Below are 24,858 nucleotides of genomic sequence, written 5' to 3'. Positions count from 1 at the left end.
TGGGTATATTTATTATATTAGCTGGAATGATTTAACTCAAAGATAAATGAATTAATATCACCACGATATTTAGATATTGAATATTCGATTGGAGTTCGATCGTGGCTATATCCAATAGAATGGAAATAGAAAATAGGATCTCCTTCTTCAATATCTAATAGATCACTAGTTGTTTCATCGGCTTTTAATACATCTAATTTTCGACGTATTTGGAGAATTGGAAAATTCATTTTTTCTAAAACTGAATACAGTTTTTCTTGTTTAAAGTCATTATCTAAAAAATTAGGCAATGCTTTTACTGGTAAATAAGTTGTCACAAGTACTATTGGCTTGTTTTCGGCATAACGGAGACGCACTAATTTGTACACAGCTTCAAATTCATTGATGTCTAAATGTTTAGCAATATCACCGGTCGCTTTATCCAATTTAAAGGTTAAAACTTTTGTTTTAGGGTGAAGTCCCTTGCGATTCATTTCAGAATCATAACTTTCGATAATATGGGTAAATTCTTGATTAATCTTTTGTTGCTTAACTATTGTTCCTCGACGTTTGCGACGTTCAAGGTATCCATCGTTGACCAAAAACTGAATAGCTTGGCGAACAGTTGGCCGACTGACTTGATAAATATCTGTTAATTCAGATTCTTTAGGAATTAATTGCCCTTCAGCATATTCACCTGACTTGATTTTTTTTAATAAATCTTGCTGAATAAACAAATGGCGTGGAATTTTATTATTAGAATCCATGATGCTTATTTTTAATTATTATATTACTACATATTAATATATTAGTGTAAATATGTAAAACAACCATATTTAACCTATTAAAAAAACTTAATTTTTATTTTTATCCAAAAGCTAATCAAATGCTTTAGCTAATACGCCTAAACCTTGATAATGATATACATCAGTTTGGTAAGCGATTAAAGCCGATTCACCTTTGTGTAAAGTTAATGACTGTGATTCAGTTGATAAGGTGATTTCTCCATCAAGACATAACACAATTTGCGCACTATCTACTTTTTCACAATGCAAATTTTGGTCACTTTTTATGATCTCAAATTTAAAATCATCAACCGGTACGGGAAAATCAATTTTATTATCTTTGATAACTGGTTTAGTTAATAATTGATCTAACGCCATACTTTCAAAATTAGTATTATTAATAAGTTCTAAACTATCAATATATTTATGGGTGAGGCCAGCTCTTAATACATTGTCGGAATTAGCCATAACCTCTAAACCGGTTCCAGATAGGTAGGCATGCGGTGTTTTAGCTGATAAAAACATAGCTTGTCCCGGTTTCAGTTCAATTACATTTAATAATAGTGGCATAAATAAACCAATATCATCAGGATAATCTTTAGCTAGAGTCTTAATGGTTAAATAGGGTTCGTCATTAAAAGTACTGATTTTCATCAAAAGCTGTTTAATTAACGCGGTCTTTGTTTGAGTTGGAAGAGTTAATAAGTATTCAAAAAAATGTTTTAATTGGTCAGGATGACGGTTGTTTTTTAATTGTGATATTGGGATAGTTAAATCGGATAAGGCAATTTTTTCAAACAACATGATAATTTCATCAATAGCACGGAATGAACGCATAGCTTTGAATGGAGTTAATGCATAAATAAGTTCAGGTTTATGATTGGGATCTTTATAATTTCGATTGGGTGCATCACTAGCAATATCTAGTTGGTTCTCTTTTGCAAAGCCAATTTTGGCATTTTCCAATGTTGGGTGAACTTGAATAGATAATGCTTTGTTTGCTGAAAGAATTTTGAATAAAAAGGGGAGTGAACCAAAATGCTGAAAGGTTTTATTACCTAAAATTTGCTGTGGATTGTCTTTTATTAACTTATCAAGCCTTATTTTACCTAGCTTTTCATCAATTGCTAAAGAGCAACCAAGTGGATGCATGCCCATCCAAATTTCAGCCATAGGTTCCGACGTCGGATTGGGAATAGCAAATAAATTGGTTATGCCATCGATACTCCCCCAATCATAGTGTTTGATAGTATTGTCTAGTTTCCATATAGTTTGGTTCATTTTCGCATCCTTTTAAAATTTTTTATCACAGTAATCTCCACCGGATATAACATAACTATACACTTGATATAATAACTTTCAATCAGTAATAAAAAACATTTCAGAATTCACTTATTAATCTGATTTTTAAGATATTAATTTAGATTAATCAATAAAAGTATTTTGATTTTATACCAATAACTTAATGCTTATCTTAGTAGTAAATGTCATTTATTTCTATCGGCTAAAAAAAGTGAATCAGCTATTTCATTAGCAGTCAGTTTAATCATGATTATAGATTCTGTTTTCGCGATTGGTTTTAATAATATTCGCCTTTGAAATATTACTATTTTGTTCAGATAAAAAAGGGTATAGACAGAGTTATTTTTCTTAATGACTTTATAGTTATGATAAATCCCAATAGCTATTTGACTTTAAGCAATCAGGCTATGGGAGATAAATCATAAAATTAAATTATGGAATGATTAATGTGTTTAGCGAGATTTATCACTTTAAAAATCATTTTTCACTAAAAAGTGAAAGCTTTAATTAATATGGTTTTGCTTGATTTATTTTTGAATATCTAAAAATATTAAATCGTTTTGAAACTAATAAATAGAAAAATCGCTGATACATATAATCATTATTTAAAGAGACAATTAATTATTTAATACCAATATGTTGTTATTCATTGATTAATTTAGCTTCGTCATAAATAAGTAGGAACTGTATTTTACAGGCAATTAAGTATATAATGCCGAGCTAATTCATTTAATCATTAGCAAAAATACAGAGTTATGAAACCTTCAATTATCAGTAAGTTGGAAACGCTACAAGAGCGTTATGAAGAGGTTCAAGCATTACTATCTGATGCAGCGGTTATTGCCGATCAAAACCGATTTCGTACCCTTTCAAAAGAATATGCACAGTTAACCGATGTGGTTAAATGCTTTGCTAATTGGAAGCAAACACAAGAAGATATTGAAACTGCCAAAATGATGCTTTCTGATCCGGAAATGAGTGAAATGGCTCAAGAAGAATTAAACGAAGCATTAAGCCAAGTAGAGCAGCAAGAAAAACAATTACAAGTTCTATTGTTACCTAAAGATCCAAATGATGATTATAACTGTTTTGTTGAAGTGCGGGCTGGTACTGGTGGTGATGAAGCGGCTATTTTTGCTGGTGATTTAGCGAGAATGTATACTAGATATGCTGAATCTCGCAATTGGCGTGTCGAAATCATGAGTTCAAATGATGGAGAACATGGCGGATATAAAGAAGTTATCATGTTAGTAAGTGGTGATGGTGTATATGGACAGTTAAAATTCGAATCTGGTGGTCATCGAGTCCAACGTGTACCAGAGACTGAATCACAAGGACGAATTCACACTTCGGCATGTACTGTTGCTGTTTTACCAGAAATTCCAGAGGCTGAAATGCCAGAAATCAATCCTGCAGATTTGAAAATTGATACTTATCGATCATCAGGTGCTGGTGGTCAGCATGTTAATACTACCGATTCAGCAATTCGTATTACCCATATTCCAACTGGAATTGTAGTTGAATGTCAGGATGAACGTTCACAGCACAAAAATAAAGCTAAGGCGATGTCAGTATTAGCTGCCCGTATTCAAGATGCTGAAATGCGTAAACGTCAACAAGAGGAAGCGTCAACCAGACGTAATTTACTCGGTTCAGGTGATCGTTCGGATCGTATTCGAACTTATAACTATCCTCAAGGCCGAGTTACCGATCATCGTATTAATCTTACTATTTATCGTCTAGATGAGGTCATGGAAGGTAAATTGGATATGTTGATTGAACCAATTGTACAAGAATATCAAGCAGATCAACTTGCAGCTTTATCGGAACAGGATGAATGACCTATTTACAATGGCTTAAATCTGCATCACAAACTTTAACCGACAGCGAAAGTCCAAAACGTGATGCTGAAATTTTATTAAGTTTTGTCACACATAAAACACGTACCTTTTTGATGGCTTTTAGTGAAACATTATTAACTGATGATGAACTAATTGCTTTAGATGGCTATTTAAAAAGACGTCAAGAAGGGGAGCCCATTGCCTATATCACTGGAGAAAAGGAGTTTTGGTCATTGAAATTTAATGTTTCAAATTCGACCTTAATTCCAAGACCTGATACAGAAAAAGTTGTTGAACTAGGTTTAGAATATTTGCCGAAAGTCCCTTGTGAAGTTTTAGATTTGGGAACAGGAACTGGTGCTATTGCTATTGCTATGGCTACTGAGCGACCAGATTGTTTATTTACTGCAATTGAGAAAAATAAAGATGCTTTGATTTTAGCCCAAAAAAATGCCAATCAAATAGGCGTAAACAATGTTTATTTTTTGCAGGGTGATTGGTATAAACCAATTAAAAATCGTAAATTCTCAATGATAACTAGTAATCCACCCTATATCGAGCCAACTGATATTCACTTATCTCAAGGCGATGTTCGCTATGAACCTAGAAGCGCCTTAGTTTCTGAGGATGATGGCCTTGCTGATATTAAAGTCATTATTCAAGGGGCAACTAAGCATTTAAATCAATATGGTTGGTTGCTTATCGAACATGGTTGGAAGCAGGGTTTAGCGGTACAAACTATTTTTAAACAACACGGATTTCAATTAGTTGAAACCATCACCGACTATAGTGGCAATGACAGAGTCACCCTAGGTCGTTGGTTTAAACCTTAACTAGGAATAAATTTATGATTAAACAAAAAAGAGTAAAAGTCGGTAATATTACGGTAGCAAATGATTTACCCTTCGTGTTATTTGGCGGTATGAATGTGCTCGAGTCTCGCGATTTAGCGATGAGAATATGTGAGCACTACGTAACGGTAACCGATAAATTAAATATTCCTTACATTTTTAAGGCTTCTTTTGATAAAGCGAATCGTTCATCCATTCACTCTTATCGAGGACCTGGATTAGAAGAAGGAATGAAAATATTCCAAGAATTAAAACAGCAGTTAGGGGTTAAAATTATTACTGACGTTCATACTGAAGAACAGTGTCAACCTGTGGCTGATGTTGTTGATGTTATTCAATTACCGGCTTTTTTAGCAAGACAAACTGATTTGGTTGTTGCAATGGCTAAAACAGGTGCTGTAATTAATGTTAAAAAACCCCAATTTGTTAGCCCTGGCCAAATGGGTAATATTGTCGAAAAATTTGAAGAAGCAGGTAATGACCAAGTGATTCTCTGTGATCGTGGTAGTTGTTTTGGTTATGATAATCTAGTTGTTGATATGCTCGGTTTTAATGTCATGAAAAAAGCCAGCAATGGCTCGCCAGTAATTTTCGATGTTACCCATGCTCTACAATGTCGTGACCCAATGGGCGCAGCATCTGGTGGTCGTCGTGGTCAAGTTACTGAGCTTGCTCGTTCGGGAATGGCTGTTGGTATTGCAGGACTATTTTTAGAGTCTCACCCAGATCCGAGTAGTGCAAAATGCGATGGTCCTTCCGCATTACCATTAGCAAAACTTGAACCTTTCTTAAAACAGATGAAAGCAATTGATGAATTAGTGAAAAGTTTTGAAGAATTGGATACCGAAAATTAAAACAACTGTTTTCATTTTTATCTAAATCAATTATCAAGAGAAATGTTATACATTTCTCTTTTTTATTATTTGTTTATTATTGTTTTTATTCAGATATATATATTTTATAAGTTGGTTCCTTTTAAATTTTTTGGTTGAAGAATAATTAATTTTTTGTGTAAAAAAAGTGAGGGTGATTTTACTTTTAAAAGTTAAAAATTAATTTTTTTGGTGATTTAGATCACGGATTTAGATTAATTAATTTGCGAACTAAAATATGTTTATGCATTATAAAAATGCATATTTATCCTATTTCCACCTTAAGTATGTTTCATAAATGTTGTCTAGATAGCAATTCAAAGCAGTAATACATTCAGTTTGACTTATAAAAACCAATTAAATATTAGGGAATTTTGTGGTCAGTTACACAGTATAATTTTAGGGAAGCAACTATGAATCATAATAATTTACCGATTTTACCTTATCGTTTTAATCTTTTTACTAAGCTTTTATTATCTATTACCGTATTAACCTGTATATGTCCTGCACAAGCCGAATATACTAATAATTTTATTGATGATGCGTCATTAACTGGTAATGTATTTTTCTGGAATCGTGATCGCGAAAGAAAAAATCTTCTTGAACATAAATATGAAAAAAACCTCAGACATTCGTCATTTAATACTAATTTAGATTTTAGATCAGGTTATATCGCTGATCGACTCGCTATTGAGTTGGGCGGTTATGGTGCTTGGGAAGTCAGTAATGGCGGTAAAGGGCATCCAAATGAAATTGGTTTTAGTGGTGCTTATAGTCCTTATGAGAAAAATTTAGAAAAACAAGCTAAAGATGTCAGTGGCTTAAGTTTTTATAAAGCGCAACTTAACTTTAAGATTGATGAATTGTTTTGGATCAAAACTGGTTATATTCAACCGTCTGGGCAAACTTTACTAGCTCTACACTGGAGTTTATTACCCGGTACCTATCGTGGAGTAGAACTTGGTAGCGTTATTGATTTTGACGATGCGGGTGCTTTATCTATGTCCTATATGTGGGCGGATAAATACAAAGCACCTTGGTATAAACGTCTTTATGAATTCAAACGTTGGCAAAATGGTAAAAAAATCGATTTTTTACACTCAGCCGGTATGAAATATGATTTTAAGAATGATCTTGTACTTGAAAGCGCCTTTGGCCAAGCACAGAATTATATGAATCAATTTTTTGCGAAAGCTTCTTATAAAACGGATGTATTAAATAATCCATTAACAATGAGTTATCAGTTTTATGGCGCTAAAGACCAATCTCATAAAGGTGCTAATGTTTATGATGGCTTAGCATGGTTACAAGCAGCTACTTTAGGTTACCAAGTTGGTCCAGTTGGTTTACGACTTGAAGGGGTGTCGGTAAAAGCAGAAGGTGAACAAGGGTTCTTTTTACAACGTATGACGCCAGATTATGCCTCATCTAATGGTCGGTTAGATATTTGGTGGAATTCGCGTTCTGATTTTAATGCCAATGGCGAAAAAGCCGCATTTTTTGAGGTGACATATGATTTAGGTCATCTAAATCATTATTTGGCTGGTTGGAGAACCGGTGCATCTTACGCTTATGGTTGGAATGCCAAACCAAATTCAACAGTCAAAAAACAGAAGAATCGTTTAATTGAATCAGCTTATAATTTTGATTTGGGGTATACCGTCCAAGATAGTTGGGCTAAAGATACTTCATTCCAATTACACTATACCCAATATAATAATCATGAGAATCATATCAACAGCTGGGAAGGTGGTTATGGCAACATTTTCCAAGATGAACGTGATATTAAATTTATTGTCACTATTCCATTCACTGTATTCAATGCTCAACAAAAATAGGTAATCGTTATGAAAAAGTTTAAATCAGCTATGCTTGCTACTTCGATCGCATCATTATTAACTCTAGGAGCTATGCAATCGGTTAACGCATCACAAAAAATTGTTGACACGCTTAGTTCACAACTGCGTTTAAATTATCAAATAGTCGATAATAATGCCGTTAATGATGGGGTAGATTGTGCTGCATTAGGTGCAGATTGGGCTGCTTGTAACAAAGTTACTTTAACGCTTAAAAACACTGGCCCAGCAATAACAAGTAAAGATTGGGCAATCTATTTTCACAATATTCGAATGATTTTAGCGGTTAATAATGACCAATATAAAATTACCCACGTCACCGGCGATTTACATAAATTAGAACCAACAGATAGATTTACCAATATTTCCGCCAACTCAGTAGTAACTATTCCATTTATTGGTGAATATTGGCAAATAAGTGAAAGTGATGTGATGCCTCGCTGGTATGTAACTTCAACTGATGCTAAACCTAAAATAATTGCCAACACCAATACTGATTCTGATAATTTGTCGGCATTTGTGGCTCCATTAGGTGAACAATGGAAGATATCACCTAATGATCATAATATATTAATGACCCCAAAAAACCGCTATCAACGTAATAATGATATTCAAAAAATTGATGCTGATTTATTAAAAGGTCAAATTTTACCAACACCAGTTAAATTAACGGTTGGTAAAGAATCTATTACCCTAAATCAAAGTGGTGTTAATCTCATACTTAATGGCTTAGCAAAACCAAGCCAATTAGTGTTAGAAAATCATTTCAAACAATTAAATATTGCTGTGACAAAGCAAGGGTTCAAAGTCAATGCATCAATTGATAAAACTGCATTTGAAAAAGGTGTAAATGGCAGTTATAAACTAGATATAACCCCACAAGGTGCAACTATCGTGGCATTTGATGAAAGTGGGATTTTTTATGCTGTAGAATCGATATTATCGTCAATAACAGTTAGTAAACCGCAAATTATTAACACACTTTCAGTTGAAGATGCTCCTCGTTTTGAGTATCGGGGTATGATGCTAGATATCGGTCGAAACTTTAAAAGCAAAAAAGCGGTATTACAGTTACTTGATATGATGTCAAAATATAAGATGAATAAATTCCACTTCCATTTAAGTGATGATGAAGGGTGGCGAATTGAGATTCCCGGCCTACCAGAACTCACTGATTTTGGTAGTAAACGTTGTCATGATTTAACTGAAAAACAGTGTCTATTACCGCAACTTGGATCTGGGCCAAACAGTGATAATAATGGCAGTGGCTACTTTACTCGCGCAGATTATATCGAAATTGTTAAATATGCCAATGCGCGATTTATTGAAGTTATTCCAGAAATCGACATGCCAGCACATGCCAGAGCAGCTATTTTGTCAATGGAAGTGAGATATCAACGCTTAATGAAGCAAGGAAAAACCGAAGCTGCGAATGAATATCGATTACTTGATCCTACAGATACTTCGAATACTACTACGGTGCAATTCTACAATCGCCAAAGTTATCTAAATCCATGTTTAGATTCTTCGAAAAAATTTGCTAATAAAGTTATTAGTGAAATTGCCAAAATGCACGTTGAAGCTGGACAACCGATTTCAACATGGCATTTTGGTGGTGATGAAGCGAAAAATATTCACTTTGGCAACGGTTATCAAGATATCCATGCAGCTAAAAAAGAGGCAGGTAAAGGCTTAATAGATCAAAGCGTTGAAGATCATCCATGGGCAAAATCACAAGCGTGCCAAACTATTGTTAGTAAAGGTGTTGTGGAAAATATCGAGCATTTGCCAAGTTATTTTGCTATCGAAGTAAGTAAAATCATTAAAAATAATGGTATTAATCGCATGCAAGCTTGGCAAGATGGCGTAAAATTTGCTACCAATGCAAAAGCTTTTGCCACTGATGATGTTGTTGTCAATTTCTGGGATAACTTATATTGGGGAGGATACGATTCAGTCAATGAGTTTGCCAATAAAGGCTACAGAGTGATAGTTTCAAATCCTGATTATGTCTATTTAGATATGCCTTATGAAGTTAATCCTAAAGAAAGTGGCTACTATTGGGCTGCGCGCTTCAATGATGAACGCAAGATTTTCAGTTTTGCACCGAATAATTTACCACAAAATGCTGAAACTTCGTTCGATCGTAATGGTGACGATTTTGCAGCCAAAGGTACTATGGATTGGCCAGGAGCCTATGGATTATCAGCACAAATCTGGACTGAGAATATTCGTACAGATGATAAAATGGCTTATATGATCTATCCAAGATTGCTTAGTGTTGCAGAGCGTGCATGGCATAAAGCTGATTGGGAAACCAATTATCAAAAAGATCGCGAATTTGAAAAAGGTAAAACAAAATATGTTGATCAGCAAAAACTGCTAAATGATTGGAATCAATTTGCTAATTTAATTGGCCAACGTGAGTTAACTAAATTAGATCTTGCAGCTATTGACTATCGTTTACCATTACCTGGTGCCAAAATTGAAAGCGGTAAATTAATTGCAAATGTTGTTTTTCCGGGCTTAACTATCGAATATTCGACAGATCAAGGTAAAAATTGGTATTCTTACAATGGCCCTGTAGCGATAAATAACAACGCTTCGGTTTCGCTTCGTACTGCAACGGCTGATCACAAACGAACTAGCCGTGTTGAACAACTAAATTAAATGTTAACACTATTCTTATCCGTCTGGTGGCGGATAAGAATAGTCATAATTAACAGTTGATTATTTATTAATGAATGGTCTCGCTAACGTCATCTTCATCGAATTGGTCATCACTACCATCTTCAAAATAGGTTCCCCAACCGTCATAATTAACACCAAATTGGTTTGCCAGAGTTATAATTTCGGCGATTTGAGCATTAATTAATTCCGCATTTAACGGACTTTCAGTAATAATATCAAAACCAATTACCACATTACCTGCATCGTCAACATCTTCATCAGGGTCGGTTGCTTCATAGCCTAATTTATAAGCTTCAACAGCGACTTTTTCTAGTTTATCAAAGTCTTGTGATGAAATATGATGTTCAATAATATACAGAGCATGTGGATCACTTCCATCTTCTAAAAGTTCTTGAATAATAGCTAGCGTATCTTGCTGAGCAAGCAGAATTTGATCTTTCATAATATACCTTTTAGTGGTCGTGCAAATTGTGTGGTATATTACACGTTTAAAAATAATTTTCGAGAAAAAAGTGATTGTTGACTTACATTCGCACACAACAGCATCAGATGGAATTTTAACGCCAAGTGAATTGGTCAAAAGAGCTGCTGATAATCAAATCAATATGCTAGCGATTACCGATCACGATACTATCAAGGGATTGCTAGAAGCGAAAGCGGCCATAGAACGAGATAATTTGCCGGTTAAATTAATCTATGGGGTTGAAGTGTCAACAATGTGGAAGAATAATGAAATTCATATTGTTGGTTTGAATATCGATATTCAAAATTCTCACTTGCTTGAATTATTAACTGCACAAGAACAAAGTCGTATTGATAGAGCAATCAGTATTAGTGAAAAATTAGCTAAAGTAAGCATAGACAATGCTTATGAGCAAGCTCAACAATTTTCTAAAGGTGATATTGTATCTCGAGCTCATTTTGCGCGCTTTTTAGTCGCTAATAATTATGTTAAAGATATTAAACGAGCATTTAAAAAATATCTAGGTAAAAGTGGTTATGCTTATGTTCCTGCCAAATGGTGCAGTATTGCTGATGCGGTTAATGCGATACATGCGGCAGGTGGACAGGCGGTTTTAGCTCACCCGACACGCTATGATTTGACCTTAACTAAACTAAAATTATTAATTAGTGAATTTAAATCATATGGTGGTGATGGTATTGAAGTTTCTCAGAGTCGCCAAACTCAAGATGATTTACAACGATTAGCAAAATTGGCTAATGAATTTGAATTACTTGCGTCACAAGGTTCGGATTTCCATGATTTGCTTAATTATCTGGATCTTGGTAAAACTACACCATTGCCTGGTAGCGTTACACCTATTTGGCAGAACTGGATATAATAAATATATTGAACTAAAATAGTATCAATTAGCGCTATAAACGGTGATGAAAAAGCCCTTTCCTCACATTTTTTTAACCTGCTATCAATAAAGAAGAATATTATGAGCCAAACTTTTTATATTCATCCTGATAACCCTCAAACAAGGTTATTAGATCAAGTCGTCAAAATATTAAATGATGGTGGCGTCATTGCATTTCCTACTGATTCAGGTTATTCGCTAGGTTGTTTACTTGATAATAAATATGGTGTAGATCGTATTTGTCAAATCCGTAATCTGGATAAACACCATAACTTTACCTTAATGTGCCGTGATTTATCTGAGCTTTCTTCTTATGCTTTTGTTGATAACACTACCTTTCGATTATTAAAAAATAATACCCAGGTAAATATGTTTTTATCTTACAAGCGAGCAAAGAAGTACCACGACGTTTGATGAATGAGAAACGTAAAACAATTGGATTGCGTATTCCTGATAATAAAATTGATTTAGCGCTTCTTGAATTATTGGGACAACCTTTAATGACAACTACGCTTATTTTACCTAATGAAAACGAAGCTCAATCTGATCCCGAAGAAATTGAAGATAAAATTGGTCACCAACTAGATGCTATCGTTCATGGTGGTTATATTAGTGAACAGCCAACAACCGTGATTGATTTAACTAACGATTATCCAGATATTATTCGTCAAGGTAGTGGTGATATCAAACCATTCGAGTAAACACATTAATAACATATCAATGAGTTATTGAGTTAACAAATGATACCTGAGAAGGTAACAGTGAGGATTATATGAAACAAAATAGATCTGCATTTTCCAAAAAACAACGTGGAGCAGATAAACTAATTGAGCAAGAAAGTGATATCGCTCGTAAAAAAAATACCAAATTAAGCCAAACGTCGAATCGTAAAAGTTCACAATCAGATAATACTGAAAAATTACAAAAAGTATTAGCCAATTTAGGCAATGGTTCACGTCGTGAAATTGAAGCTATGATTGTGGCTGGAAAAATTAGTGTTGATGGCAAAATCGCGACTTTAGGTGATCGCGTAGATGTCAATGCTAGTCCAAAAATTCGTATCAATGGTCATTTAGTTCAGTTAAGAAGTAAAGAAAAAGAAGTTTGTCGTGTTCTAGCTTATTATAAACCTGAAGGTGAAATTTGTTCTCGAAATGATCCACAAGGGCGAGCAACAGTGTTTGAGCGATTACCTCGCTTAAAAAACGCACGCTGGATTAACATTGGTCGACTTGATATAAATACCTCGGGTTTATTGCTATTCACAACGGATGGCGAATTGGCAAATCGCCTCATGCATCCACGGCATGAAATTGAACGTGAGTATGCTGTTCGAGTATTTGGTAATATTACCGATCAACAACTTAATCAACTTCGCAAAGGCGTTCAGTTAGAAGATGGGCCAGCTGCATTTAACTCAATTAAACCTCAAGGTGGTGATGGATTGAATCAATGGTTCAATGTTGTTATTACCGAAGGTCGCAATCGAGAAGTCCGCCGTATGTGGGAAGCAATTGATGTTCAAGTTAGCCGTTTGTTACGCATTCGTTATGGTAATATTACTTTACCAAAAGGTTTATCTCGTGGCACATGGATGGAATTAGGTATTGATTCTGTTAATTATTTACGTGAGTTAGTTGGTTTACCTGCTGAAATAAAAAGCTTTACAACCAAATCTTCCGCAGACAAACGGATTGTTAGACCAAAACGTATTAAACTCAATCAGAACAGCAGAACTGCTCGTCAAAAGGTAAATAAAAAACCAACTCGAATTTAACATTTTGCTGACCCTTAAGTAAAATGGTTATTTTATTTAAGGGTTAAAATCATCCCATCCCATTTAAACTAATCATTTTATAAATCCTAATAAATCAGTTAATAGCATTAATTGTTAATAATTAACAAATAACAATTTGATATTAGCAAAAAAGGTTAATAAATACCTTCAAGTTTATAATAAACTCAGCTGACAGTTTTTCTTTAAACTGATAATAAATAGCCATTTTTAATAAAAAGATGGAAATATAGAGTAATGAATGGAACGTTTTGAAAGGTGATTTATGCGCACGATTATTGCTATTTTTTGTATATTTTTATTAACGGCATGCCACACTCGAACAGCAGAAGATGCATTTAAGGAAGGTCGCTATATAGAAAGTATCAATCTTTTAGCTGCTAGTTTGGATGAAAAAGGGCCTGCAAAGTTTGATCAAGAGGATGTTAAACGACTACAAACTATTGTTAGTAGTGTAATGCAGTTTTACGAAAAAGACCTAAATCACTTCCATAAATATGATTATCCACAAAAAATAGATGCATATAAGCATTTATTAACTATGAAAGAGATATTAAGTAATCGCTTTTATTCTGATCAGATCAGTTTTTTCAATGACAAGTATGACACTAGGCAATTAAAGCAAACGCTTGCTAAAGAATATTATGATTATGGTAATTACATCACAGGCACTGACAGTGAAAGTTATCGAACAAAAGCTGAATTATATAAAAATAGTTTGTCATACGACAATTATAAAAATGCCGCTACTTTATATAAAAATGCCAATACCAAATATATGCAGATGGCAGCCAAAAGTTACTATGAGCAAGGAAAACAATTCGAACAACAAGGAAACTATAAAGCTGCTGCTCAAGCTTTTAATCAGGCTTCATCAATACATAAACCATTAGGTAAATATAAAGATAGTGACAAACGCGCGATAGATAATGACAAAAAATATGCTACCCAGCAGGCCGAAGAGGCTTACCGAGAAGCCAAACAACTGGCAATGAATGCGACAAAGCGTTATGAATATCGGGAAGTTGCCAAGTATTATGCGCGAGCAGCATCTATTTATCGGCCATATGGACAATATTTTGATGCGAGTTCATTAGCTGAAACTTATGAGAGAAAAGGAATAATTAAAGTATATTGTTATTCTTCTTATTTCATCGATGAAATAAGAAACCGATTAAATGCGAATTATATTAAATTTGTTAACTACTCTCGGGATGCAGATATAGATATAAAAATTGATTATGACGACGATTTTGTCGCTAATGGGAAGTCGGTAGAAAACGAAACTAAAATTGAGCAAATATTTGATAAATATGTTGAAGTTGAAGATAAAGATGGCAACAAAACTCAAGTAAAAACTTATAAAGACCAAAGATATAACTTGCAAACGGTAACGCATAGTAACAAATTAACCTTTACAACCAGCATCGAGGCTCATGGCATCTATAGTTATAGTAAATCCTTTAAGGTTGAAGAAACCTCATTTAAATATGACTATATTTATAGTGGTGATGTGCCAGCAAGATTTTATAATCACAGTAATGGTCGATTAAAATCGAAAGATGAATTATATACACAAGGAAAAAGAAATCTATTAACTCAAGTAAACTCAATATTAGACAATATTGCTAAAGATTTATCATACCTATAATGGACAATTTTCAATAAGGATATACATGATGAGAATTATTATTGCAAGTTTATTAATGTTTTTATTAGTGAGTTGTACTCACGAACGCACATCTCAAAATGCTTATGCTGAAGGAAACTATCTTGAAAGCATCAATCTATTAGCTGCCACAATAGAAGAAAAAAGTGAAGCAAACTTTAAGCAAACTGATGCCGCACAGCTGCGTCAGTTAGTGACTGATGTAATGAACAAATATGAGGATGAATTAGCAAGCACCAATAACACAGATTATAAAAAGCGCATTGAAATCTATGAAAAACTGTTAGAGATGAATAAGCGTTTAAGTAACCGTTTTTACAGTGCGGAATTAGTAAACGTTTTAGATAAATATCCTGATGAAAATTTGAGACAAAACATTGCTAAAAATTTGTATGACCAAGGTGTAAATTTCGAAACCCAAAACGACTATAAAGCTGCATCTGAGACATTTAGTCAAGCATCATCAGTATATCAACCTCTAGGTAAATATAAAGACAGTGACAAACGTGCGTATAATAATGGTAAAAAACAGGCTACTTTAATGGCTGAAGAGGCTTATCAGCAGGCAAAAATGCTTTCAGAAATTGCAATGCAACGCCTAGAATTTCGTCAAGTTGCCAAATATTATGAGCAAGCCGTGGATGCTTATCGTCATTATGGACGTTATAAAGATGCTACTTCTTTAGCTAACACCTATAAACGCAAAGGGATAATAAAAGTTTATTGCTATGCTTCCGAATACTGCTCTGAGGTAAAATTGGTACTAAATAAGGATTATATCACCTTTGTTTCTTCTCCAGTTGGTGCTGATCTCAAAATTAAAATAACTGTTGATAAAGAATATAACAATACAAGATCACAGATTGACATACCAAACACCCGAAAAGTATTTGATAAATACATAGAACATATCGATGCTCAAGGGAATAGGATTCAAATCCCAACGTTAAAAGATGAAACTTACTATACGAAATTGGATACTAATAACAATAGTTTAAGTCTAGAGACAGTAGTAAGGATGGAAGGAATTATTGACTTTTCTGACACTATCTATGCAAGAGCTTCAAGCTATTATGAAAATGAAGATGATTTACTACCAGTAGCAAAAAGAGAACAGATCACTAAATTAAGATCATTGCTAGAAAGTACTGCTCAAGATCTTTCTTCCCTTTAATGGACAATTTTCAACAAGGAAAAACATGATAAGAATTATTATTGCCGGTTTATTAATGTTTTTATTAGTGAGTTGTAGTCACGAACGCACATTTCAAGAAGCGTACGCTGAAGGAAGTTATATTGAAAGTATCAATTTATTAGCGATAAAAATAGAAGAAAAAAGTGAGGCAAACTTTAAGCAAACTGATGCAGCCCAGCTGCGTCAGTTAGTTACCGAGGTGATGAACAAATATGAAAATGAATTAGCTAATACCACAAAGACCAATGATGAACAACGCCAAGAAACATATGAGAAATTATTAGAGCTTAATCAGCGGTTGAGTGATCACTTTTACAGTTCCGAATTAGCATTCTTTTTGGATAAATATCCTAGTGAACGTTTAAAACAAAATATTGCTAACTTTTATACTCAACAAGCAAATGCTATCCCAACTAATTCTGCTGGTGATTATGAAAAAAAAGCAGCGCTATATAAAAAATCTTTAGATAGATATTACGATAAAAATATCGAAAAAGCCTATATTCATGCGGATACTAAATATAGGCAACTTGTGGCACAAACATTATACAATCTTGCTAAACAGGAAATACGCAGAGGTGATTATAATGCAGCGGTAGCTTGTTTTAGAACTATTATTGATATTTATAAGCCATTAGGTCATTACAAAGATACTGAAAAATTAGCTCATTACTATGAAAAAAAAGCGATCAGCCAAGAAGCGTTTAATTCTTATTCTGAAGGTGAAAAAATAGCTAAAAATGCGACTCGGAGTTATCAATATCGACAAGCAGCAACAAATTATCAACATGCCGCGAATACTTATGCAAAGTATGGTAATTATCGAGATTCGGAACAAAAAGCAAGAGACTATGCTAACAAGGGTAAAATAAGACTATATGTGACAGGAAATGCAAATTCATTTTCTAATTTTGTTGAAGATTATTTCAAAAATGATGATGCTATTATATTAGTTTACAACAGCAGTGATAGTGACATTACTATTAATCTTAGTGAAGATGAGCGATATTCTGAAGATGGCGGTTCAGTAACAAATGACACTAAAAAGAATGGTGAAAAAGAATATAACTTAAGAACTGAAACATTAGTAAATAATTATAGTTTAAACCTTAGCATAAATATATTTGGATTAATTGGTTATTATGACAAGTTTTTAGCTGAAAAAAGTTCAAGGCAAGTTAAGTATACTTATACTGGTGATAAACCTAGTTATGAATTTGATCGTACAGATGGTAATTATTATTCTAGAAGTGAATTAAGACAACAAGCTGAAGATGAAATAAAATCAAGACTTAGCAATTACTTTTCTCGGGTTTCTTCAGCAATTCATCAATTATAAATGATCACCAATAAATAAAATCCCACTCAGTTATTCTCTAGGTGGGATTTTTATTATTAAAAATATTTAAATCTCAGTTAAATTTTTAATCAAATAATTATGCAAGACCTAAAACCATTCGTCCATTTCGTGTAGCAACATTAACTACATTATCTAAATCTGTATAACGGCATCCAGTCACCAATAATTTAAGTTCCTCCCACATATTACCGGTTGAAAAAGGTAACATATAATCACTGACGTTATCAGTCCCAATAGCAACAGGTATCCCAGCTGCAGCAAGTTCATCGACTGGCGTTAATGAATTTCGGGTAGGGCCATGTTCTTCACGGCGCGGGCTATCGATCCAAGCAAATGGGCAAGCAATTACCATCATTTTAGCTTCTTTCATTTTTTGATAGAGTTTTTGACGATATTCCAAACTATGAGCGGTAATTGAAATACTATGAATAGCCACCACGCGACCATGCATACCATGCTCAATGGTTTTATCAGTAAGTTGCTCGGTTTCGATTTCATCTGATGAGTTAAATTGGTCAACATGGACATGTACCATTTTGCCTAATGTTTTACCGGTTTGCATTAACACATCTAAATGTTTTAATCCCATGCCTTCACCATGATCTCGCTCATCACGACGCGGCAAACCACCAATAATATCCACTAAATCAGCACCTTTATCAAACCAGTATCGGGCTTCTTTATCAATGACTCCTTTAAGAGTTTGATTGACTAATTTAATCGTAATATCGTTTTTATATGTTTCACGAGCGCGCAGAGCTCCTCTAATTGCTCGCTCTTCGGCAATCGGATCAATATCAACAAATGAACCCATGGCAGTAACACCTTGTTCAATCATGCGTTCAACCGCCATGCTAAAATGTCGATAATAATCATCTTCGGTCATTGCTGCTTTCACTTTATCAAGCGTGTCCCATTTTTCAATTAAAGTCTGTTTTTGGTAGACATCAAAACTATCTACAGAGATAGTAAAAGCACGATCAGCATGCATATGTGAATTAACCCAACCACCATTTTGTTTAATTTTGTTCATCAAATATGCTTTTAAGCTCTGATCTCGACTAGTTGATAACATTTGTTTATTATCGGTCATAATGCGCCTCTAAAATTTGGTTACTATTAAGTTTTAATTAAAAATGGATAAAAAAAATCCCCCAAAAAGGAGGATCACAATAAACCTGTTAGGATATTTCTTATAGTAATGAAAATACAAGTTGTCATGGAAGTTTACACTTTATTATTATTCCTAAGTGGGAGAGATTTTAATGGATTCATTGTTAAGATCAAGTATTTTAATTTTGAAAATATTTAAATAAATGAAATGGTTAAAGTATTATTTTTTAGATTTTTCAAACTAAAAAAAAGTCTATTTATCATCTCAAAGAGTAAACTATTAAATTACATATACCTAACTTACTATTTAATAATAAGTATAATGGTCGAAAAAATGAGATTAGCATGATTATTAAAAAGCTGTTTATTCTTAACAGTAGGATTTCAATCATTACAAAACAAATTTACTTATAAGGGTGAAATATGTCACAACTAAACATTATTGCCACTATTACGATAAAACCAGAGTATCATGAAGCATTTAGACCGATATTTAAACGATTAGTTATCGGTAGTCGAGCTGAACACGGCTGTGTTCGTTATGAGCTGAATCAAAGTATTGAGAATCCCAATATTTATATAGTAGTAGAAACGTGGCAATCACAGCAGGCGATTGACTTACATAATACAACGCCACATTTTGTTGAATTTGCTAATTTTGCTAAGAAGCATGTTGATGGATTATCGATTTGTATAGCTAAACAGGTTGATGTCTAAGCGGATAACTAAACACCAACAAAACCACCGATATTTAATCATATCGGTGGCAAATGAGCTTACATTTTGTCAACGGTTTTAATGCCAAGCATATCTAAACCCGTTTTAAGCGTTTTGGCTGTTAATGAGGCCAGTTTCAATCTGCTAACTTTTAAACTTTCATTTTCCGCGGCCAAAATTGGGCAGTGTTCATAAAAACTTGAAAATAGGGTAGCGATATCATACAGATACGCACAAAGAACATGTGGGGTACCTTCTGCGGCAACAGTTGTGATTGTTTCATCAAATTGATTCAAACGAATTGCTAACGCTCGTTCCTTTTCAGTTCCTAAATCGATATGACCATCTAGATTGTCTTCATTGATATTCGATTTTTTAAATACTGAAAGTACACGGGTATAGGCATACTGTAAATAAGGTGCTGTATTGCCTTCAAATGACAGCATATTATCCCAATCAAATACATAATCAGTTGTTCTATTTTTGGATAGATCAGCATATTTAACCGCACCAATGGCAACTGCATCAACCACTTGAGCAAGCTCGGCATCAGAAAGATCAGGATTTTTGCTTTTAATTAATGTTGCTGCTCGCTCTGTTGCTTCATCGAGTAGATCATTTAGTTTAACGGTATCACCTGAACGCGTTTTAAATGGTTTACCATCTTTACCTAACATCATACCGAACATATGATGTTCAAGTTTTAAAGATTCTGGGACATATTTTGCTTTATGCACAATCGCCCAAACTTGTTCTAAATGTTGGTGTTGGCGTGAATCGGTATAATATAAAATACGATCCGCGTGTAAGGTTTCATAACGATATTTTGCACAGGCAATATCGGTTGTTGCATAAAGATAACCACCATCTCGTTTTTGGATGATAACACCCATTGGTTCGCCTTCTTTATTTTTATACTCATCTAAAAACACAACAATAGCGCCTTCACTTTCAACGGCTAATTTTTTCTGTTTAAGATCGGCAACAATGCCCGGTAGCATGCTGTTATAGATACTTTCACCCATGGTATCTTCTAGTGAAAGTGTGACATTGAGTCGTTTATATGTGGCAATATTTTGCGTCATGGTAATATCAACCAGTTTTCGCCACATGTCACGGCAATACTCATCACCACCTTGAAGCTTAACGACATAATTACGGGCTTTTTCAGCAAAGACCTCATCTTCGTCATAATGTTTTTTGGCTGCACGATAAAAAGATTCTAGATCCGATAGATCCATATCGTTGGCCTGTTCATTTTGCATTTTTTCAAGGTAAGCGATTAACATACCAAATTGAGTTCCCCAATCACCAACGTGATTAGCTCGAATCACATTGTGACCAAGAAAATTTAAGACTCTAACACTCGCATCACCAATAATCGTTGAGCGTAAATGACCAACATGCATCTCTTTTGCTACGTTTGGTGCTGAGTAATCAACCACAATAGTTTGTGGTTTAGCCGGTAAGGTGATATTCAATTTATCGCTACTTAATGCTACTTCGTTCTGCTCGGCAATCCAACTATTTTTTAAAAAGATATTAATAAAACCCGGTCCAGCAATTTCTACTTTATCGGCAATATCTTCAATATCCAGATGTTGTAATACTTTTTCTGCCAATGCGCGTGGTGGCATACCCAATTTTTTAGCGGTAGCCATGATACCATTTGCTTGATAGTCACCAAATTGAACTTTGGCTGATTGCTTGATTAAAGCATCACAGTTTTTATCTGCACCAGCCATAATCATTGCTTGCGAAACTCGTTGCGTTAATAGTTGTTGAATGTTCACATTGTACCTAATCAATAATCATAAAATGAGGCATATAATACCGACAAACACAACAATTGTCACTGATTGCCTGTAATCTTACCTTGTTTTAATTTGTCTAAATTTGTATTTATCAACACATCGCCTGTTTACAATTCTATTTGCTACCACTAAACTACTCATCGTTCTCAACGGGGTGCCCTGAAGGGCTGAGAGTGTCAGAAAAACTGACATAACTCGTCGAACCTGAACTGGATAATACCAGCGGAGGGATTTGAGTTATTATATCTGCTCAAACCTTTTGTCTTTTACACATTACTTTGGAGGCAAAATGTTTCGTAAAAACTTTTTACTATCTGTTATATTTTCATTTTCACTATTTAGTCATCTAGCTAATGCACAACAACCAACTCTAACCGTTTATAGTTACAATTCATTTATGTCACAGTGGGGGCCGGGTGAAACAATTAAAAAAGGCTTCGAAGCGCAATGTCATTGCCAACTTGATGTTGTCACATTGGGAGATGGCGTATCTGTTTTAAATCGGATTCGCCTCGAAGGCGACAAAACAAATGCTGATGTTATTTTAGGATTAGATAACAACCTATTAGCACAAGCCAAGCAAGCGGATATCTTAATTCCGCATCAAATTAGTAAACCCGATAATCTCAATACCGATTGGTGGGATGATAGTTTTATTCCTTATGATTTTGGCTATTTCGCTTTTATCTATAATCAAGATAAAATTAAAAATCCTCCTCATTCATTACATGAATTGATCGAAAACAAAGCTAATTGGAAAATCATTTATCAAGATCCTAGAACCAGTACTCCAGGATTAGGTTTTTTGTTTTGGATGAAAAAGGTCTATGGTGACGAGGTGGCAAATGCATGGCAACAAGTGGCTAAACATACGGTCACAGTAACCAAGGGTTGGAGTGAAGCTTATGGTATGTTCTTAAAAGATGAGGCTGATTTGGTATTAAGTTATAGCACATCGCCGATAGCACATATTATTAATGAAAATAATCATAGCTACGCAGCCGCGATTTTTGATGAAGGTCACTATCGCCAAGTCGAAGTGGCTGGCATCATTAAATATAGCCAAGAAGTCGATTTAGCTCGACAATTTTTACGTTACTTACTAACACCCGAGATACAACGACAATTTGCTGAAAAAAATGTGATGTATCCAATAATTAAAACGGATCTACCCGATGCTTATAAGCAAATTAATACCATTGATAAATCGCTAGAATTTACACCGGAAGAGGTTGAAAAACATCAAAAAGGCTGGATTCGTGAGTGGCAGTCAGCAATAAGTAAATAGTTAAGTATTATTAATGTTAAAATTCAGATCATTATTACCAGGTATTAGTGCTGCTAGTTTAATTTTAATCATATTAAGTTCAGCACTTCTCGCTATCTGGAAATTTGCCTTGCAGTCAGGAAATTTAAGCATCTATTTTGATAGTTACATATTGCACATTATATGGATAACTTTTTACCAAGCTGTATTGTCGACATTATTATCACTAATCACAGCCATATTAATGGCTAAAGCATTATCTTTAGTGGATTTTAAAGGTAAAAACTTGTTATTGAAAATGATGCCTATTACCTTTATCTTACCAACACTAGTTGTTGTGACTGGTTTACTATCGGTTTACGGGCGACAAGGTTTATTATCAAATATCTGCCAAATATTACACATACCATTCTCATTTTCAATTTATGGTTTACAAGGCATTTTATTGGCGCATGTATTCCTGAATTTCCCTTATGCCTGCTGTCTATTTTATCAAACCTTACAAAGCGTACCTATTGAACAAAAACATTTAGCTGCACAATTAAATTTTACTAATGTAACCTTTTTTAAAATTATTGAATGGCCATTACTGCGTAGACAAATATTACCTATGGCGGCATTAATTTTTATGTTATGTTTTTCAAGTTTCGCCATTGTGTTAGCACTAGGTGGAGGGCCTAAATATACCACGCTTGAAGTTGCTATTTATCAAGCAATTCGTGATTTTGAACTGTTACAAGCAGCATTACTTGCCTGTCTACAATTAGTTTGTTGTATTGCCTTCATTGGATTAATGCAAAAGATAAACAGAATCGATAAAAAATTAACGGTAAACTTTACTCAAACAGACTATCGTTTACCTTTACCCAAAGGATTAAAAATTGTTAGTTCAGTGCTAATTTTGATCGGTGGATTATTTATATTGTTACCTATGCTGACTATCCTGTTTCAAGGTATCTATTTCTTTCAATTCTCATTGTTGACCTTTTCATTACAGCAAGCTTTACTTTTTTCAATCATTATTGCTTTTGGTTCATCAATTATTGCCATGATACTGGGGTTACTATTACTTTGGACCAATAGTCGATTACTGATAAATAGACAACCTCGATTGAGTAATGGACTATTATTAATTGCATCACTTATTCTAGCCATACCAAGTATGGTATTGGCATCAGGATTATTTTTATTACTATTTGACTATAGTAATAATGCCATTTTTATCTGCTTATTGATGATGGTTTGTAATGGATTGATGGCGTTACCATTTATTATAAAAAATCTTGCCGTACCAATGTATGATATTACCGCTCGATATTGGCGACTCACCCAATCACTGAATATCAATGGTTTAACTCACTTTTATTTAATTGATTTTAGAGGATTAAGAAGAATAATATTAATGAGTTTTGCATTTGCTGGCATATTGTCATTGGGCGATTTTGGTGTAATTGCCTTATTTGGTGGGCAGTCAGTCACCACTTTACCTTATTATTTATATCAACAGATATCGCATTATCATTACAAAGAAAGTATAGTAACAGCGGCAATTTTATTAATTTTATCATTTAGCTTATTGGTTGTTATGGATTATGATCGAACTTCAAAAAACTGAGTATCAATATGATAACTTCAACATGCACTTTGTGCTTAATATTGCCGCTAAAGAAAGAGTGGTCATTGTTGGCCCAAGCGGTGCAGGCAAAAGTACATTACTCAGTTTAATAGCCGGATTCATTTTTCCCAATGGCGGACAAATCATTCTCAATCAGCAAAATGTTACTACCACTTTACCGGGTAAACGACCCGTATCGATGCTATTCCAAAACAATAATTTATTCAGCCATCTTACCGTAGAACAAAATATAGCGTTAGGTATTAAACCATTATTAAAACTTAGCCGAGCAGAACAGACAATAATTGGTGACATATTAGTGCGTGTCGGATTGGAAGGCTTTAACCAACGTTATCCCGAACAACTTTCAGGAGGTCAACGGCAACGTGTTGCACTGGCACGCTGTTTAATACAACATCGTCCAATTTTACTCCTTGATGAACCATTTTCTGCGCTTGACCAAGCATTACGTTTTGAAATGCTAGCTCTTGTTAATCAAGTTTGTAGCGAATTCAACCTTACTTTAATGATGGTCTCGCATTATTTGGATGATTCTCTTCACCACTTCTCACGTTGCCTCGTTATTGATAATGGAAAAATTATTTTTAATGCAGCTCCAAATCAGCTTAATGAAAATCAAAAGATAGCGGAGTTATTAGGTATTGAAAGTTAGGATTTTAAGTTGAAAAAGTTGAGGAGAGTTTTTTAAATAATTAAAAACTGTGATTTAGCTGGTTATCTTACTAATAATATTTACAAAATTTAACAATTT

The 24,858-nt window shown here is 34.1% G+C and carries 19 protein-coding genes, 1 pseudogene and 1 riboswitch; of the genes and pseudogenes, 15 read left to right on the top strand and 5 right to left on the bottom strand.

The features are described 5' to 3' along the window. Positions 1-17 precede the first annotated feature (17 nt). The gene (locus tag RAM17_RS08980) at positions 18-746 is read right to left on the bottom strand and encodes a GntR family transcriptional regulator (protein WP_110447573.1); all 729 of its coding nucleotides are present in this window, start codon (positions 744-746) and stop codon (positions 18-20) included. A gap of 111 nt (positions 747-857) precedes the next feature. Continuing rightward, entirely contained in the window at positions 858-2,045 is a 1,188-nt protein-coding gene (gene manA, locus RAM17_RS08975; RefSeq protein ID WP_110447574.1) for a mannose-6-phosphate isomerase, class I, read from the bottom strand. 776 nt (positions 2,046-2,821) lie between these two features. On the opposite strand from manA, the gene prfA reads away from it, so the two are divergent. The 5 genes from prfA (at position 2,822) to RAM17_RS08950 (ending at position 10,156) form a co-directional block, all read left to right on the top strand. After that, on the top strand, positions 2,822-3,907 hold the full coding sequence (gene prfA, locus RAM17_RS08970) for a peptide chain release factor 1 (RefSeq protein WP_086359489.1): 1,086 nt from the start codon (positions 2,822-2,824) through the stop codon (positions 3,905-3,907). Beyond that, complete coding sequence (gene prmC, locus RAM17_RS08965; RefSeq protein WP_065579243.1) at positions 3,904-4,740, top strand: peptide chain release factor N(5)-glutamine methyltransferase; 837 nt, start codon at positions 3,904-3,906, stop codon at positions 4,738-4,740. The genes prfA and prmC overlap by 4 nt, the downstream gene beginning before the upstream one ends. 17 nt (positions 4,741-4,757) lie before the next feature. Further along, on the top strand, positions 4,758-5,612 hold the full coding sequence (kdsA, locus tag RAM17_RS08960; RefSeq protein ID WP_110448040.1) for a 3-deoxy-8-phosphooctulonate synthase: 855 nt from the start codon (positions 4,758-4,760) through the stop codon (positions 5,610-5,612). Positions 5,613-6,043: 431 nt separating this feature from the next. Beyond that, entirely contained in the window at positions 6,044-7,468 is a 1,425-nt protein-coding gene (locus RAM17_RS08955) for an OprD family outer membrane porin (protein ID WP_110447575.1), read from the top strand. Positions 7,469-7,477: 9 nt separating this feature from the next. After that, on the top strand, positions 7,478-10,156 hold the full coding sequence (locus tag RAM17_RS08950) for a beta-N-acetylhexosaminidase (RefSeq protein WP_110447576.1): 2,679 nt from the start codon (positions 7,478-7,480) through the stop codon (positions 10,154-10,156). Between the two features lie 67 nt (positions 10,157-10,223). Here the strand turns inward: RAM17_RS08950 and rraB are convergent, their stop codons facing one another. Further along, positions 10,224-10,619 (bottom strand): ribonuclease E inhibitor RraB, encoded by a 396-nt coding sequence (gene rraB, locus RAM17_RS08945; RefSeq protein WP_110447577.1) that lies wholly within the window; start codon positions 10,617-10,619, stop codon positions 10,224-10,226. A gap of 28 nt (positions 10,620-10,647) precedes the next feature. On the opposite strand from rraB, the gene rnm reads away from it, so the two are divergent. From rnm to RAM17_RS08910, 6 genes and pseudogenes are all read left to right on the top strand, one after another. Next, positions 10,648-11,520, top strand: coding sequence for an RNase RNM (rnm, locus tag RAM17_RS08940; protein WP_220000045.1), 873 nt, complete (start codon positions 10,648-10,650; stop codon positions 11,518-11,520). A gap of 102 nt (positions 11,521-11,622) precedes the next feature. Continuing rightward, positions 11,623-12,242 (top strand): annotated as a pseudogene (locus tag RAM17_RS12585) (L-threonylcarbamoyladenylate synthase). Between the two features lie 71 nt (positions 12,243-12,313). Next, complete coding sequence (gene rluB / locus RAM17_RS08925) at positions 12,314-13,318, top strand: 23S rRNA pseudouridine(2605) synthase RluB (protein ID WP_110447578.1); 1,005 nt, start codon at positions 12,314-12,316, stop codon at positions 13,316-13,318. Positions 13,319-13,601: 283 nt separating this feature from the next. Further along, positions 13,602-14,987, top strand: coding sequence for a hypothetical protein (locus RAM17_RS08920; protein WP_110447579.1), 1,386 nt, complete (start codon positions 13,602-13,604; stop codon positions 14,985-14,987). 25 nt (positions 14,988-15,012) lie between these two features. Next, entirely contained in the window at positions 15,013-16,179 is a 1,167-nt protein-coding gene (locus tag RAM17_RS08915; protein WP_146208312.1) for a hypothetical protein, read from the top strand. A 25-nt stretch (positions 16,180-16,204) separates the two neighbouring features. Then, positions 16,205-17,539 carry a hypothetical protein gene (locus RAM17_RS08910; protein WP_110447581.1) on the top strand — a complete coding sequence of 445 codons (1,335 nt, stop codon included), beginning with the start codon at positions 16,205-16,207 and terminating at the stop codon, positions 17,537-17,539. 97 nt (positions 17,540-17,636) lie between these two features. On the opposite strand, the gene RAM17_RS08905 is transcribed toward RAM17_RS08910, so the two are convergent. Beyond that, positions 17,637-18,653, bottom strand: a complete 1,017-nt coding sequence (locus tag RAM17_RS08905) for an amidohydrolase family protein (protein WP_198200306.1) — start codon at positions 18,651-18,653, stop codon at positions 17,637-17,639. A 443-nt stretch (positions 18,654-19,096) separates the two neighbouring features. On the opposite strand from RAM17_RS08905, the gene RAM17_RS08900 reads away from it, so the two are divergent. Further along, complete coding sequence (locus RAM17_RS08900; RefSeq protein WP_110447582.1) at positions 19,097-19,390, top strand: putative quinol monooxygenase; 294 nt, start codon at positions 19,097-19,099, stop codon at positions 19,388-19,390. Between the two features lie 59 nt (positions 19,391-19,449). Here RAM17_RS08900 and argS read toward each other — a convergent pair whose 3' ends face one another. Then, a complete protein-coding gene (gene argS / locus RAM17_RS08895; RefSeq protein ID WP_110447583.1) occupies positions 19,450-21,183 on the bottom strand; it encodes an arginine--tRNA ligase in 1,734 nt (577 codons plus the stop codon). A gap of 161 nt (positions 21,184-21,344) precedes the next feature. Further along, positions 21,345-21,453: riboswitch (TPP riboswitch) on the top strand. Positions 21,454-21,493: 40 nt separating this feature from the next. Between argS and thiB the strand changes: the two genes are divergently transcribed. The 3 genes from thiB to thiQ are packed head-to-tail and all read left to right on the top strand — an operon-like array spanning position 21,494 to position 24,759. Continuing rightward, on the top strand, positions 21,494-22,492 hold the full coding sequence (thiB, locus tag RAM17_RS08890) for a thiamine ABC transporter substrate binding subunit (protein WP_110447584.1): 999 nt from the start codon (positions 21,494-21,496) through the stop codon (positions 22,490-22,492). Positions 22,493-22,505: 13 nt separating this feature from the next. Continuing rightward, complete coding sequence (gene thiP / locus RAM17_RS08885; RefSeq protein WP_110447585.1) at positions 22,506-24,086, top strand: thiamine/thiamine pyrophosphate ABC transporter permease; 1,581 nt, start codon at positions 22,506-22,508, stop codon at positions 24,084-24,086. Further along, on the top strand, positions 24,064-24,759 hold the full coding sequence (gene thiQ / locus RAM17_RS08880) for a thiamine ABC transporter ATP-binding protein ThiQ (protein ID WP_110447586.1): 696 nt from the start codon (positions 24,064-24,066) through the stop codon (positions 24,757-24,759). Before thiP ends, thiQ begins: the two co-directional genes overlap by 23 nt. Positions 24,760-24,858 lie beyond the last annotated feature (99 nt).

This window comes from Gilliamella apis (assembly GCF_030758615.1).
GTDB classification, from domain to species: Bacteria; Pseudomonadota; Gammaproteobacteria; order Enterobacterales; family Orbaceae; genus Gilliamella; species Gilliamella apis_A.
This window is presented reverse-complemented; position numbering and strand designations above follow the sequence as displayed.